This is a genomic window from Rhodococcus sp. ACPA1, from assembly GCF_002300195.1.
GTDB lineage: Bacteria > Actinomycetota > Actinomycetes > Mycobacteriales > Mycobacteriaceae > Rhodococcus_F > Rhodococcus_F opacus.
In genome coordinates, this window is sequence record NZ_NSDX01000011.1 from 170,734 (window position 1) to 185,062 (window position 14,329).

Annotated in this window: 12 protein-coding genes; 8 read left to right on the forward strand and 4 right to left on the reverse strand. The window is 69.9% G+C overall.

All coding sequences use genetic code 11. The features are described 5' to 3' along the window. The first annotated feature begins 16 nt into the window (after window positions 1–16). Both CJ177_RS37150 and CJ177_RS37155 read left to right on the forward strand, forming a co-directional pair. Entirely contained in the window at window positions 17–730 is a 714-nt protein-coding gene (locus CJ177_RS37150; protein ID WP_005247649.1) for a hypothetical protein, read from the forward strand. Continuing rightward, window positions 727–1,887 (forward strand): glycosyltransferase family 2 protein, encoded by a 1,161-nt coding sequence (locus CJ177_RS37155; protein WP_095870139.1) that lies wholly within the window; start codon window positions 727–729, stop codon window positions 1,885–1,887. Before CJ177_RS37150 ends, CJ177_RS37155 begins: the two co-directional genes overlap by 4 nt. Here CJ177_RS37155 and metF read toward each other — a convergent pair. Further along, entirely contained in the window at window positions 1,880–2,845 is a 966-nt protein-coding gene (gene metF, locus CJ177_RS37160; RefSeq protein ID WP_005247654.1) for a methylenetetrahydrofolate reductase [NAD(P)H], read from the reverse strand. The two genes, CJ177_RS37155 and metF, sit on opposite strands and share 8 nt — an antisense overlap. Before the next feature lie 189 nt (window positions 2,846–3,034). Here metF and CJ177_RS37165 point away from each other — a divergent pair, with 189 nt between their 5' ends. The 4 genes from CJ177_RS37165 (at window position 3,035) to CJ177_RS37180 (ending at window position 8,469) form a co-directional block, all read left to right on the forward strand. Next, window positions 3,035–4,132 (forward strand): polyprenyl synthetase family protein, encoded by a 1,098-nt coding sequence (locus CJ177_RS37165; RefSeq protein WP_179443394.1) that lies wholly within the window; start codon window positions 3,035–3,037, stop codon window positions 4,130–4,132. A gap of 9 nt (window positions 4,133–4,141) precedes the next feature. After that, window positions 4,142–5,794, forward strand: a complete 1,653-nt coding sequence (gene crtI / locus CJ177_RS37170; protein ID WP_095870140.1) for a phytoene desaturase family protein — start codon at window positions 4,142–4,144, stop codon at window positions 5,792–5,794. A 121-nt stretch (window positions 5,795–5,915) separates the two neighbouring features. Further along, window positions 5,916–7,520 (forward strand): alpha-(1->6)-mannopyranosyltransferase A, encoded by a 1,605-nt coding sequence (locus tag CJ177_RS37175; protein ID WP_095870227.1) that lies wholly within the window; start codon window positions 5,916–5,918, stop codon window positions 7,518–7,520. Between the two features lie 7 nt (window positions 7,521–7,527). After that, complete coding sequence (locus CJ177_RS37180; RefSeq protein ID WP_095870141.1) at window positions 7,528–8,469, forward strand: phytoene/squalene synthase family protein; 942 nt, start codon at window positions 7,528–7,530, stop codon at window positions 8,467–8,469. A gap of 7 nt (window positions 8,470–8,476) precedes the next feature. Here CJ177_RS37180 and CJ177_RS37185 read toward each other — a convergent pair whose 3' ends face one another. After that, on the reverse strand, window positions 8,477–8,845 hold the full coding sequence (locus CJ177_RS37185; RefSeq protein WP_005247663.1) for an Rv2175c family DNA-binding protein: 369 nt from the start codon (window positions 8,843–8,845) through the stop codon (window positions 8,477–8,479). A gap of 110 nt (window positions 8,846–8,955) precedes the next feature. Here CJ177_RS37185 and pknB point away from each other — a divergent pair, with 110 nt between their 5' ends. After that, window positions 8,956–10,974: a Stk1 family PASTA domain-containing Ser/Thr kinase gene (gene pknB / locus CJ177_RS37190; protein WP_257014875.1), complete on the forward strand. Its 2,019-nt coding sequence runs from the start codon at window positions 8,956–8,958 to the stop codon at window positions 10,972–10,974. Window positions 10,975–11,017: 43 nt separating this feature from the next. Here the strand turns inward: pknB and CJ177_RS37195 are convergent, their stop codons facing one another. Next, on the reverse strand, window positions 11,018–12,403 hold the full coding sequence (locus CJ177_RS37195) for a class II 3-deoxy-7-phosphoheptulonate synthase (RefSeq protein WP_005247669.1): 1,386 nt from the start codon (window positions 12,401–12,403) through the stop codon (window positions 11,018–11,020). A 42-nt stretch (window positions 12,404–12,445) separates the two neighbouring features. Then, a complete protein-coding gene (locus CJ177_RS37200; protein ID WP_005247670.1) occupies window positions 12,446–12,937 on the reverse strand; it encodes a polyadenylate-specific 3'-exoribonuclease AS in 492 nt (163 codons plus the stop codon). A gap of 67 nt (window positions 12,938–13,004) precedes the next feature. Between CJ177_RS37200 and CJ177_RS37205 the strand changes: the two genes are divergently transcribed. Then, a complete protein-coding gene (locus tag CJ177_RS37205) occupies window positions 13,005–14,327 on the forward strand; it encodes a glycosyltransferase 87 family protein (protein WP_095870228.1) in 1,323 nt (440 codons plus the stop codon). The last annotated feature ends 2 nt before the right edge of the window (window positions 14,328–14,329 follow it).

The window sequence follows — 14,329 nt, forward strand, 5'->3', positions numbered from 1 at the left end:
CTGGCACGATACGACTGTGCAGCCGCCCTCAGTTCCGACCTCCACCCGCTCGCGGAGGGCCTTGTCCCTCGCGGCCCTCGGCCTCCTCCTCGTGCCCCTCCTCGCGGGATGCCTGCGGGTTCAGGTGTCGATGGGGGTGTCCGCCGACGACCGGGTCTCCGGCCAGATCGTCGCGGCCGCCGTGCCGGCGAACGATCAGGACAAGGGCCCGCAACTCACTCCGCCCGACTCGCTGTCGGGCAAGGTGCGCGTCCAGGAGTACAAGAAGGACGGGTACGTCGGCAGCCAGGCGTTCTTCAGCGACCTCACCTTCGGCGACGTGCAACAGCTCGGCACCATGTCGGAGCAGGCCAACGGAAGTTTCCAGATCTCGCTGAAGCGGACCGGCGACCTCGTGACCCTCGACGGGAAGGCCGATCTCGGTTCGGTACCCGCCCAGGGCACGGACGTGCAGTTCACGATCGCCTTCCCGGCGCGCGTCGCCACCACCAACGGCACCCGGGAGGGTGACTCCATCGTGTCGTGGAAACTTCCCGCCGGCGACACCTCGACGATCCGCGCCGAGGTGCGGTATTCGGACCCCAGCACCCGCAGCTTCGCGGGCTGGGCGGGCATCATGGCCGGCGTGACGCTGGGCGTCGCCGTGATCGTCGGTGCGCTGGCCTGGATGGCCCGCAACAAGGATCCGGTGATCGGCAGCGGTCGGGCACGGGACCACTCGGAGGTGTGACCGCTCCGCCGATCGAGCGGGTCGTCCGGATCGGCTCCCTGATCTCGGTTCTCGGTCTCGCCACGGCCGTCGCCAACCTGCGCCGCGCCCCGCGGCTCCCCACAGCGGACCGCCCGGTCACCGAACCCGTCACGGTCTGTATCCCGGCCCGGGACGAGCGTGACCGGTTGCCGGACCTGATCGGCGACCTGCGAGAGCAGCGAGGCGTCGACGACCTGCGGGTGTTCGTCTACGACGACGCCTCCACGGACCGGACGGCCGAGGCCGCGGAAGCCGCGAGCGGCGCGGACCCCCGCTTCTCCGTGGTGCGGGGAACCGCGGAACCGCCGCCGGGCTGGGTGGGCAAACCCGCGGCGTGCCATCGGGTGAGTGAGCACGCGTTCGCGCAGGGCCGCGGTGACGGCGGGATACTCGTGTTCCTCGACGCCGACGTGCGGTTGCGTCCGGACGCGCTGAATGCCGCCTGCGCCGCGCTGCGCGAGTCCGAAGCAGCGCTGGTCTGCCCGTGGCCGTTCCAGCAGGCGGGATCGGGGACCGAGGTCCTGGTGCAGCCGCTGCTCGCGTGGTCGTGGGCGGCGACACTGCCGATCCGCGTGGCCAACCGATCACGACGCCCGTCGACGGCCGTGGCCTGCGGTCAGTTCATGGTCTTCGATTCCGCCGCGTACCGCAGGGGCGGGGGTCACCGGGCCGTCGCGGACAGCGTGACCGAGGACCTCGATATCGCTCGCCTGCTCCGGACGCGGGGGCATGCGACCACACTCGTCGTGGCCGGCCGGTCGGCGTCGTGCCGGATGTACGAGGACGCCGACGCGCTGCGCCGCGGTTACGACCGCTGGCTGTGGACGGCATTCGGCTCCCGCCTCGGTGCCGTCGCGGTCCTCGGTGCGGCAAGTGTGGCGTACCTCGCGCCGCCGATCGCGTTCGCTGCCGGACGGGGACGCGTGCGCGGGTGGGGTGCGGTGGGGTATCTCGCCGCCACGGCGTCCCGGCTGTGCGCCCGGGCACTCGAACGGGGTGGCCGCCTCACCGCCGCCGACGTGGCCGGCGCGGTCGCGCACCCGCTGTCCGTCGCCGCGGTGACGGCCCTGACGGTGTCGTCACACCGCAATCATCGCCGCGGGCGCACCCGATGGAAGGGGCGGACGCTCAGCTGACCCGCGCCGGGGTGACCGGGGCGGGATCCGCGACACCCGAACCGACCTTGTCGCCGAGCCGGGCCAGCACCTCGCTCGTGGCGCGCGCGAAGTTGAGGGTGATGAAGTGCAGACCGGGCGCACCCTCCGCGATGAGACGTTCGCTCATCTCGGTGGCGACGTCGATGCCGATCTCGCGCACGGCGGCACGGTTCTCCTCGGGACCGTCCCCCGCGGCCGTGGCCAGACGCTTCTCGAGGTGCGCCGGGAGACGCGACCCCGACAGTTCGAGCACGCGGCGGACCGACCGCAGCGACGTGATCGGCATGATCTCGGGGATGATCGGCTTCGCACCCTGTTCGGGGTCGTACGCCGACACCCGGTCGCGCAGCCGCAGGTAGTCGTCGACGTCGAAGAACATCTGGGTGATCGAGTACTCGGCGCCGGCGCGCAGCTTCGACACCAGGAACCGGGTGTCGTGCGCGAGATCGGGCGCGCGGTAGTGGCCTTCGGGGAACGACGCGACGCCGACGTGAAAGTCGCCGAGGTCGCGGACGAGCCGGACGAGGTCCTCGGCGTACTCGACGCCGTCCGGATGCTTCTCCCACTCGCCCAGCGGGTCGCCGGGCGGGTCGCCGCGCAGGACCAGGATGTTGCTGATTCCGCGGTCGGCGTAGGCGCCGACCATCGACCGCAGTTCGTCGACACTGTGGGACACGGCCGTGAGGTGCGCGACCGGCAGGAGGGTGGTCTCCTCGGCGAGCTGGCCGGTGACGCGGACCGTGCGGTCCCGCGTCGAGCCGCCCGCACCGTAGGTCATGGACACGAAGGCCGGACCCAGCCGCTCGAACTCCCGGACGGCACGCCACAGACGAGCCTCGGCGGCCTCGTCACGCGGCGGCGAGAACTCGACGGAAAAGGGGACCCGGCCGTCGCTGGACGACCGGATCCGGTCGACGATGGACGGAGTGCGGGTCACCCAACCTTCGCTGGCCCGCCCCCTGACGGAATCGAATGTCACCCGTCCAGCATAGGTAGTGCCCGGGGCAATGCACCCACTGCGTCTGCACGAGCGGCGGGATCCGGGTATCCGGCCACCCGGGAGGGCGCCCACTATGGTGGTGTCGACGCCTGTCGCCGGTCTCGGCGCGCACGCGAGAATTCGATCCTGGAGGCAACACTGTCCGTTGGAACGCGCCCCGCCGCACTCGCGGCCGAGGTCGAAAATGCGCTTCGCGACTTCTTCACCAGCCGGCAGGACCTCGTCGACTCCGTGGGCGGTGGTTACCGCGAGGCCGTGACCACCCTCGAAGACTTCGTCCTGCGCGGAGGCAAGCGAGTCCGTCCGGCCTTCGCGTGGACCGGCTGGCTCGGGGCGGGCGGCGACGCTCGCGGCCCCGAGGCCGGATCCGTGCTCCGCGCCTGCTCCGCGCTGGAACTGGTTCAGGCCTGCGCACTGGTCCACGACGACATCATCGACGCGTCCACGACGCGCCGCGGGTTCCCCACCGTCCACGTCGAGTTCGCGGAACAGCATCGTGCGGGCGCGTGGAGCGGTGATTCCGCTCACTTCGGCGAGGGCGTCGCGATCCTCCTCGGCGATCTCGCGCTGGCCTGGGCCGACGACATGATCCGCGAATCGGGCATCACCGCGGACGCGTCGGCCCGCATCTCCCCCGTCTGGTCCGCGATGCGCACCGAGGTGCTCGGCGGGCAGTTCCTCGACATCAGCAACGAGGCCCGGGCGGACGAGTCGATCGACGCCGCCATGAAGGTGAATCGGTACAAGACGGCGGCATACACCATCGAGCGGCCCCTGCACCTCGGTGCGGCGCTCGCAGGCGCCGACGAGACCCTGGTCTCGGCGTATCGCCGATTCGGCACCGACATCGGTATCGCCTTCCAGCTCCGCGACGACCTGCTCGGCGTGTTCGGCGATCCGGCCGTGACGGGCAAGCCCTCGGGCGACGACCTGCGGGCGGGCAAGCGCACCGTCCTGTTCGCGATGTCGCTGCAGCGCGCCGACGCCGAAGACCCCGCGGCGGCCGAACTCCTCCGCGAGGGCATCGGCACCGATCTGTCCGATTCGGACGTGGACACCCTCCGGACCACGATCACCTCGCTCGGCGCGGTCGCGGACGTGGAGAAGCAGATCGAGGACCTCGTCGGGAACGCGCTGTCGACGCTGGCGGCGAGCACCGCCACCACCGAGGCGAAGCAGCAGCTCACCGAGATGGCCGTCGCCGCGACGCGCCGCGACTACTGAGGGTCCGGGATGGCCCGCGCGCTCCGGACGGTTCCCGGCCGCACCGATCACGTCGTGGTCGTCGGTGCCGGCCTCGCCGGTCTCTCGGCCGCTCTGTACCTCGCCGGATCGGGCCGGCGCGTCACCGTCCTCGAACGAGAGTCGTCACCGGGCGGCCGGGTGGGCACCTACCGTGGTCCCGGCTACGACATCGACAACGGTGCCACCGTCCTCACGATGCCCGAACTGGTCGGCGAGGCCCTGGCCGCCGTCGGCTCGGATTTCGAGTCCACCCGGCCGGCGCTCGTCCTCGAGCGGCTGGCGCCGGCGTATCACGCGCGGTTCGCCGACGGTTCCTCGCTGGACGTGCACTCCGATCCCGATGCGATGGTCGCCGAGGTCAGCCGGGTGTGCGGGCCGGAGGAATCGGCCAGGTACCTGCGGCTGCGGCGCTGGCTCGGCCGGATCTTCGACGCCGAGTACCACCGCTTCATGGACGCGAACTTCGACTCGCCGCTCGATCTCGTCTCGTCCCCCGCGGCCGCGCGGGATCTGCTGACGCTCACCGCCCTGGGCGGGTTCGGCAGGCTCGGCGCCCGGGTCGACCGCACGATCACCGATCCGAGACTCCGCCGGATCTTCACGTTCCAGGCCCTGTACGCCGGGGTCGCTCCCGCCGACGCACTCGCGGTGTACGGCGCGATCGCCCACATGGACACCTCGCTCGGCGTCTACTTCCCCCGCGGCGGGATGCGCTCGATCGCGCTCGCCCTCGCCGACGCCCTCACCACCGCGGGCGGTGAGATCCGGTTCGACACCGAGGTCGCGGCACTCGAGCGAAGCGGCGACCGCGTCGGCGCCGTCGTCACGGCGGCGGGTGACCGCATCGACTGCGACGCGCTGGTGCTCACCCCGGACACCGCCGTCGTCGACACACTGCTCCGCCCGGTGACACGCCGGACGCCCCGCCGGGTGCGGGTGTCGCCGTCCGCCGTGGTCCTGCACGGGACCGTCCCCACCGCGGTCGCGTCGCAGTGGGCCGCCCAACGGCACCACACCATCGACTTCGGTCACGCGTGGAAGCGGACGTTCGCGGAGATCACCGCTCGCGCGGGGCGCGGACGGCTCATGACGGACCCGTCGCTGCTGATCACCCGGCCCGCCCTGTCGGATCCGGGCCTCGCCGTGGATCGCGCGGGCACTCCCTCGGAACCGCTGTCGGTGCTGGCGCCCTGCCCGAACCTGCACAGCGCACCGCTGGAGTGGTCGTCGCTGACCGGCCCGTACGTGAACGAACTGCTGCGCGAACTCGAGACGCGCGGGTACACCGGGATCGCGGAGCATTTCACGATCGACCACGTCGACACCCCCCTGACCTGGCTCGGCAAGGGCATGGCGGCGGGCAGTCCGTTCGCAGCAGCGCACGTGTTCCGGCAGACCGGACCGTTCCGGCGCCCCAACCTGGTCAGGGGGCTGGACAACGTCGTGCTCGCCGGTTCCGGCACCGTCCCGGGCGTCGGAGTTCCGACCGTCCTGCTGTCGGGGAAGCTCGCGGCCGCGCGCATCACCGGGCCCACCTCAGCACGAAGTGCGGAAAGACCCACCGCAGCACGAAGTGCGGAAAGACCCACCGCAGCACGAAGTGCGGAAAGACACCCGGAAGCATCAAGTGCGGGAGGATAGGGCGAGGCGTGGCGGGAACTGGTGCCGGCAGCAATTAAACTGGTTCCTCGACCATGCGATGCGCACGACGACGAGCGCACCGACCGCAACCGAACTCACCTCGGGGGAGGAATCTGCACTCATGACGTCCTCTGCCCGGCAGGCGACCGTCGCCGCTGCGACGACCACGCCGCAGCGGTCGTGGCCCCAGACCACGGCCGACTTCCTCCGCAGCCCGGAGGGGCACGCCGCCATCCTCGGTTTCGCGGGCGCCGTGATGATGACGTTCGGTGGTTTCGGTGCGGGCAGCGTCCGCCGCGAGGATCCGCTCCTGGAGGCGATGCACCTGTCGTGGCTCCGGTTCGGTCACGGTCAGATCCTGTCGACCGTCATCGTGTGGGTGGGTGTCGTCGCGATGATCACGGCCTGGGTGCGGCTGGGCCGGGCGACGCTCGGCGGCGACGTCACCCTCCGGCAGTTGCGGATGGTGGTGCCGGTGTGGACGGCGCCGCTGCTGCTGGCCGTGCCGATGTTCAGCCGGGACGCCTACTCCTATCTGGCGCAGGGTGCGCTCCTGCGTGACGGGTTCGACCCCTACGCCGTCGGGCCGGTGGTCAACCCGGGCGTGCTCCTCGACAACGTCAGCAACGTGTGGACCACCACCACCGCGCCGTACGGTCCGCTGTTCCTGCTCCTCAGTCAGGGGATCACCGGGCTGACCGGCGACAACGTGATCGCCGGGACGATGCTCCTGCGCGTGACGATGCTGCCCGGACTCGCGCTCATGGTGTGGGGAGTCCCGCACCTCGCGCGGCACCTCGGCGGCAATCCGGCGATCGCCCTGTGGCTCGCCGTGCTCAATCCTCTGGTCCTCGTCCACCTCATCGGCGGTGTCCACAACGAACTGCTGATGGTCGGCCTGATGATCGCCGGCATCGCACTCGTCCTCGAACGTCGCCATCTCGCCGGGATCGCCCTCGTCGCGGTCGCGGTCGCGATCAAGGCGACGGCAGGCGCCGCGCTGCCCTTCATGGTGTGGATCTGGATGCTCCACGAGAAGGAGAAGGCCGAGGCGGAAGGGCGCACACCCGCGTCGCCGCTCGCGTCGTTCGCGAAGACCGCGGGCGCGGGATTCGCCGTGTTCGTGGCGATCTTCGCGGCCGCGTCCGCCGTCGCCGGTGTCGGGCTCGGCTGGATGACCGCGCTGTCCGGGTCGAACAAGATCATCAACTGGTTGTCGCTGCCGACGATCCTCGCCCACATCGTGACCGTCGGAACGTCGTGGTTCGCGGAGCTGCGGCTGGGTGAGGTGCTGGCCATCACCCGCCCGATCTGCGCGGTGGCCCTTGTCACGATCGTGCTGGCGGCCTGGTGGCGCTACCGGAAGACCGAGCGTGACGCGATTCTCGGAATTCTCATCGTCCTGGTCGCGATCGTGATCCTGTCGCCCGCGGCACTGCCCTGGTACTACTCGTGGCCGATCGCCATCGCGGCCGGCTTCGCGTTGTCGACGCGGACCCTGATGATCCTCGTCGGGTTGTCCACCTGGTTGATGCTGGTGTTCCAGCCCGACGGCTCGATCGGCCTCTACACGTTCCCGCACGTCGTGCTCGCGACGTTCGCCGCGGTCGTCGCGGCCGTCTCGCTCCGCACGGTCGATCCGCTGCGGCTGCGCGCACCCCGGCCCGTCGAGGAAGTGCGCACCGACGACCTCGCAAGTGCTGCGACGTCGTCCCGCGTCGAATGACCGGTCGATGACCGAGCTGGCCGACAGTTACCGGTTCTGCGGCGCGGTGACGGCGGAGCACGGTCGCACCTACCATCTCGCGACCCGGTTGCTTCCCGAGCGCCGCCGGGCCGCCGTGCATTCCCTCTACGGGTTCGCCCGCACGGTCGACGACATCGTGGACGTCGATCCCGGTCGGACGGCGGGCGACTGCGCCGCCGAACTCGATCGGATCGATGCGGCACTGCGACTCGGCTTCACCGACCGGAACGCGGTCGGGCCGGACGCGTGCGCACCGGAGATGAGACGGGTCCTTCCCGCGTTCCTCGACACCGTGGCATCCTTCGACATCCCCCACGACTACTTCTTCGCGTTCCTGGAGTCCATGCGGATGGATGTTCCGGGAACCGCGGAGCATCGGGCCGAGTACGGCACCATGACCGAACTCCGGACGTACATGTACGGATCGGCCGTCGTGATCGGGTTGCAGATGCTGCCCGTCCTCGGAACCACCGGGCCCGTCGCCGATGCCGAACCGCACGCTGCGGCTCTCGGTGAGGCGTTCCAGCTGACCAATTTCCTTCGCGACGTCGGCGAGGACCTGGATCGGGGCCGGGTCTACCTCCCGGCCGACGAATTGGCCGCGTTCGGTGTCGACACCGAAGTCCTCGCGCACAGTCGTCGCAGCGGCACGACGGACCAGCGGATCGTGCGGGCTCTCGCCCACCTGATCTCGATCACCCGTTCCGTGTACCGGGACGCGGAACCGGGCATCGCGATGCTGGACCGACGGGTGCAACCCGGCATCCGGACCGCGTTCGTGCTGTATTCCCGCATTCTCGACGAGATCGAGCGAGGCGGTTACCGGGTTCTCGACCGGCGCGCCACCGTGTCCCGGAGACACCGGTGGGCGACGGCACTGCCTCAGTTCGCCCGGCTCGCGGTGCCGGCCCGTGGCCGAGCGTGGTGACCGGCGGTCAGAATCCCATCGCCTGAGCGCGGCGGATCACTTCGCGGGCAAGGTCTCCGTGCAGGGCCTGGACGGGTGCGCCGGGGAGGCTGTCGTCCTCACGGAACAGCCACAGCAGGATTTCCTCGTCCTTGAATCCGCCGTCGTGCAGCACGGCGATGAGACCGGGCAGCCATTTGACGGTCTCGCCGGTCTCGTCGAAGAAGAGTTCGGGAACACCGAGGACGCCGTCGCGTCGGACGGCGATCAACTGCTGATCGCGCAGAAGCTGCTGCACACGGGTGACGGCCACACCGAGGTTCTTCGCGACGTCCACCAACTGGAGGAGCGAGACGGAAGGGTCCAGGACATCGTCACAGTAAGGGATGGCACTCACTCCCCTAACGTTATCTGGTCGCTTCCTGCGTGGCGCTACCGGTCGGTGTCGCTGGCTACGATTGAGGGGCGCGTGGCCGGGCTGCGCGCACTGACGGGGGAACGGACACTGTGCACGATGGAGGTCAACGTTTGATCGGCGAGCTGCTCGACCGGCGCTATCGGGTGGATGCCACGATCGCGCGTGGCGGCATGTCCACCGTCTACCGGGGGCTCGACACGCGTCTCGACCGTCCGGTGGCCATCAAGGTGATGGATCCGCAGTTCGCGGCCGACCCGGCGTTCGTCACCCGGTTCGAGTTCGAGGCCCGCTCGGTCGCACGGCTCAAGCACCCGTCGCTGGTCGCGGTCTACGACCAGGGGCACGACCGCGAGCACGCGTTCCTGGTGATGGAACTCGTCGACGGCGGAACGCTCCGCGAGCTGCTCCGGGAACGCGGGCCGATGCCGCCGCACGCGGTGGCCGCGGTCGCGGGCCCGGTTCTCGACGCGCTCGCCGTCGCCCACCGGGCCGGTCTCGTGCACCGCGACGTCAAACCCGAGAACATCCTGATCTCCGACGGCGGTGAGGTGAAGATCGCCGACTTCGGTCTGGTGCGGGCCGCCGCCGCGTCGACCACCACGTCGAACAGTGTGATTCTGGGCACGGCGGCGTACCTGTCGCCGGAGCAGGTGACGTCCGGGATCGCGGATACCCGCAGCGACGTCTACTCCACCGGTGTCCTGCTGTTCGAACTCCTCACCGGACGGACCCCGTTCACCGGGGACACGTCGTTGTCCGTCGCCTATCAGCGGATCAACCAGGACGTTCCCCGGCCGGGTTCGTTCATCGCGGGCGTCCCGCCCGAGTTCGACGAACTCGTCGCGGAGGCCACCCACCGGGAGCCGTCGCACCGGTTCGCCAACGCCGAGCAGATGGGCTCGGCCCTGCGCGGCATCGCGGCGGCGCTCGACCTGCCCGCCTATCGGGTGCCCGCCCCGCGACGCTCGGCGCAGCACCTGAGCGCCGCGGCCGCCGCGAGCGCGCCTCCCCTGAGCGCGCCGCCGGGCCCCGCCGCACCGCCCACCGTGCACCTTCCCCCCGCCGCGCCGCTGTCGCCGCCCAGCCCGCTGCCGGCGCAGCCCGGTGTCCAGCACACGCGGGTCGTCACCACCCAGACTCCGCGCCCGCCGATCGACGAACCGTCGTTCGCGGTGGAGGACGAACCCGACGACGGCTATCACTACCCCGACTTCGCCGCCGAACGGCAACGGTCGCGCCGGACCACGATCGTGTGGCTGCTCGTGATCCTGATGCTCGCCCTGGCGGTGGGTTTCGGTGGCTGGTGGATGGGTTCGGGCCGCTTCACCGCGGTCCCGACCACCGACGGTCTCGATCGCGGTGCTGCGGTGACGGCGATCGAAGCGGCAGGTCTGTCGACGGAGATCCGGGGGCAGTACTCCGACACGGCTGCGCTCGACACGGTGCTGGGTACCGATCCCACGGGCGGCTCGCGGATCTCCCGCGACGGCACGGTCGCTCTCCTCGTGTCCCTGGGGAGGCCGACCGTCCCGCCCCTGCCCGCGGGCGGGGAGCGTGCCGGAATCGAGCAGGAACTGCGGAATCGCACGTTCACACCGGTCGACGGCGGTCAGGCGTTCAGCGCGAAAGTCCCGATCGGCGCGGTAGCCGCGCTCGACCCGGCACCGGGTACCGAGCTCGCGACCGGTTCCACGGTCAAACTGATCGTCAGCAAAGGTGCACCGCCGGTAGACGTTCCCGACGTGAAGGGCATGTCGGAAGCCGAGGCCCGCGCGTCACTCGAGGCGGTGGGCATCGTCGTGCAGGACGTCACCACGGACTTCGACCGCAACGTCGCCGCCGGGGACGCGATCGCGACCAGCCCCAAGGCAGGCACCAGCGTCAATGCCGGTACCAGCGTGACGTTGAGTGTGTCGAATGCGGTGCGGTTGCCGTCCATGCTGGGACGGACCGTCGGGTCCGCACGCGACGAATTGAGCCGCCTCGGACTCGACGTGAAGGTGCGTTCGGTGACCGACACGGACAGGTCTCTCGTCATCAGCCAGAACCCGGGCAGCGGCGATCTGGTGAAGCCCGGGAGCACGGTCACCCTGGTCTCACTGCCCTGACCCCGCAGGTGCAGGGCAGTGAGGGTTCGAATGATGCGGGCGATCAGCCGCGCAGCATCTCCGCGACGAGGAACGCCAGTTCCAGCGACTGCTGGGTGTTCAGGCGGGGGTCGCACGCCGTCTCGTAGCGACCGGACAGGTCGAGGTCCGAGATGTCCTGCGCGCCGCCGAGGCATTCGGTGACGTTCTCACCGGTGAGTTCGACGTGGATGCCGCCCGGGTAGGTGCCGAGACCGTTGTGGACCTCGAAGAATCCCTGGACCTCGTCGACGATGCGGTCGAAGTGGCGGGTCTTGTATCCGGTGGACGCCTCGTGCGTGTTGCCGTGCATCGGGTCGCACTGCCAGATCACCTGGTGACCAGTGGCCTGGACCTTCTCGATGATGGGCGGCAGCAGGTCGCGGACCTTGTTGTTCCCCATGCGCGAGATCAGGGTGAGACGACCCGGCTTGTTGGTGGGGTCGAGGCGCTCGACGTATTCGACCGCCATCTCCGGTGTGGTGCTGGGTCCGATCTTCAGGCCGATCGGGTTCGACACGAGTTCGGCGAACGCGATGTGCGCCCCGTCGAGCTGACGAGTGCGGTCGCCGATCCACAGGAAGTGAGCCGACAGGTCGTACAGCTTGGCGTGGTCGTCGTCGTTGTCGAGGCGCAGCATCGCGCGTTCGTAGTCGAGGACGAGCGCCTCGTGGCTGGCGAAGATCTGCGCGTGGTGCAGGCTGGGATCGGTGACGCCACAGGCGTTCATGAACTGCAGTCCGCGGTCGATCTCCGCGGCGAGTGCCTCGTACCGGGCCCCGGCCGGCGACGACGCCACGAACTCGCGGTTCCAGTCGTGGACCTTGTGCAGGTCGGCCATGCCCGCGCCGGTGAGCGCGCGGACCAGGTTCATCGCGGCGCTGGCGTTCGCGTACGCCCGCACGAGCCGCGACGGGTCGTGGGCGCGCACGGCCTCGTCCGCGACGAGGGAGTTGATCATGTCGCCGCGGTACGACTGCAGGCCCAGGGCGTCCACGTTCGACGACCGCGGCTTGGCGTACTGGCCGGCGATGCGGGCGACCTTGACGACGGGCAGGCTCGCTCCGTAAGTCAGGACCACGGCCATCTGCAGCAGGGTGCGGATGTTGCCCTTGATGTGCGGCTCGGTGTTGTCGGCGAACGTCTCGGCGCAGTCCCCGCCCTGGAGAAGGAACGCCTCGCCGCGCGCGACCTGGGCCAGCTTCTCCTGCAGGGCCACGACCTCGCTGGCCACCGTGATCGGTGGCACGCTCTCGAGGACGGTCCGCATCGCGGCGGCCTGACCCTCGGGCCATTGCGGCTGCTGTGCAGCGGGCTTGGCCAGCGCTGCATCGAGGCGCTCACGCATCTCGGTGGGCAGCGGCGGGAGTTCGGGCAAGCGGTCGATCGGCACGTCGACAGTCCAGTTCACCCATACAGGATATTCGCTCGACCGGAGCGATGGCGAGTCAGGTCACCGGAGTGAGCGCGCAGCCTGAACTGCCTCGAACTTCGCCAGGTTATGCCGGGCGTCGGAGAGGGCGTCGTGCGCGTCACCCGGTGCAGGTGGGAGCGCCGGGCTGCCGTGCTCCTCCCAGTACTGGCGGAGTTCCCGGGTGTACCGGGGCAGCGACTGCGGCAGCTCCGTCATGTCTCCCCACAACTGGCAGAGAGCGACGTGGTCGTAGGCGGCCACCCACGCCCACAGTTCGGGGACGATGCCGGGCCGCGGAATCAGGAACGCGTAGAGGTCGTCGCGAATGCGGGCGCGGCTCTTCCAGAGGGGCGACGACGGCTGCGGCAGCTTCGGCAGCACGTTCCTGCGCACCCACTTGCCTGCGCGGTCGGGATCGAACTCGGTGGACACCGCGTAGAATTCACGTCCGTCCTCTGCGACCACCCCGATCGACACCAGGTCGATCGTGCGACCATCCTCGATGAACTCGCAGTCGTAGAAGTAACGCACGCCCGCAAACTATGCCTCACCCGTTGGCGTCATCCGGATCCACCCCTACCTCGTGAAGGAGGCCTCGGTGCGCGCAACCTCCGACGGTCGACAGTCCGCCGCCCCTGTCGCGGACCCGATCGACCCCCCGCGGGTGCCTCTGCATCTCCGTGTCGGAGGTCTCGTCGTCCGAGTCCTCGTCCTCGCCGGGCTCGCAATCGGATTCGCCTACAACCTGCTCGGACTGCCCGGCCTGCGGGACTTCGGCAGCTACTACCGGCTGGATCTCGACGTCTACCGCCTGGGCGGTTCGGTGTTCCTGCACGGCCCGACCCTGTACGGGTCGATGCCGGCCACCCAGATGGGGAACTTCCTCCCGTTCACGTACCCGCCGCTCGCCGCCGTCGTCTTCAGTCCGCTGTCGACGGTGTCGCTGGCGACTGCCGGGACCGTCGTGACGGTGTTGTCGCTGATCGCGCTGTTCGGTGTTCTCGTCGTCACGCTCGACTCGCTGGGCATCGCACCCCGCACCACGCTGGTGTGGACTGCCCTCGGTGCGCTCGCGGTGTCGATGGCCCTCGAACCCGTCTCGTCGACGTTGGACTACGGGCAGATCAACATCCTGCTGATGCTGCTGGTCGCCGCGGACTGCCTGCCGAAGAAGACGCCGTGGCCGCGCGGCGTGCTGATCGGCCTCGCGGCTGCGGTGAAGCTGACGCCTGCCGTGTTCATCCTGTACTTCCTGGTGCGCAAGGACTTCCGCTCCGCCGTCGTGACCGGGGTCAGTTTCCTCGCGTTCAGCGCAGTGGGCGCGATCGCGACGTGGAACGACTCCGTCACCTACTGGACGCACACGCTCTTCGATTCCGATCGGATCGGCACCCCGGCGTATCCGGCGAACCAGAGCATCACCGGTGTGCTGGCCCGGCTCGGCCTGAGCGACTCGGTGCGCACCCCGATCTGGCTGCTGCTGAGCGTCGTGGTTCTCGCACTCGTGATTCTCGCGATGGCGCGGGCGCTCCGGTCCGGCGAGACCGCGCTCGCGCTGGGACTCAACGCCGTTCTCGGACTGCTCGTCTCCCCTGTGTCCTGGTCGCACCACTGGGTGTGGTCGGTGCCGGTGATCCTCGTGCTCGGGGTCCTCGCCTACCGTCGCCGGAGTGTCGCCCTGGCGGTCACGGCCGTGGCCGGCGTCGTCGTCGTGAGGCTCGCCGCGCACTGGAAACTCGGGGTGGGCCGCTGGAGCGGAACCCACTGGAATCTGTGGGATCAGTTCCTGGCGTCGTCGTACGTGTGGTGGGGACTCGCCGTGGTGCTGGTCGCGGTCGTCGCGTTCCGCACCCGCCCCTCACAGTCCGACGAGGACGATCGGTCGGAGACCTCCGACGATCTCACCGTCCCCGTCGGCTGAGA

Bases quoted from the DNA above. Each gene is read 5' to 3' on its own strand.
- crtI (WP_095870140.1), top strand. From the start codon at position 4,142: ATGGCCCGCGCGCTCCGGACGGTTCCCGGCCGCACCGATCACGTCGTG.
- CJ177_RS37175 (WP_095870227.1), top strand. From the start codon at position 5,916: ATGACGTCCTCTGCCCGGCAGGCGACCGTCGCCGCTGCGACGACCACG.
- CJ177_RS37180 (WP_095870141.1), top strand. From the start codon at position 7,528: ATGACCGAGCTGGCCGACAGTTACCGGTTCTGCGGCGCGGTGACGGCG.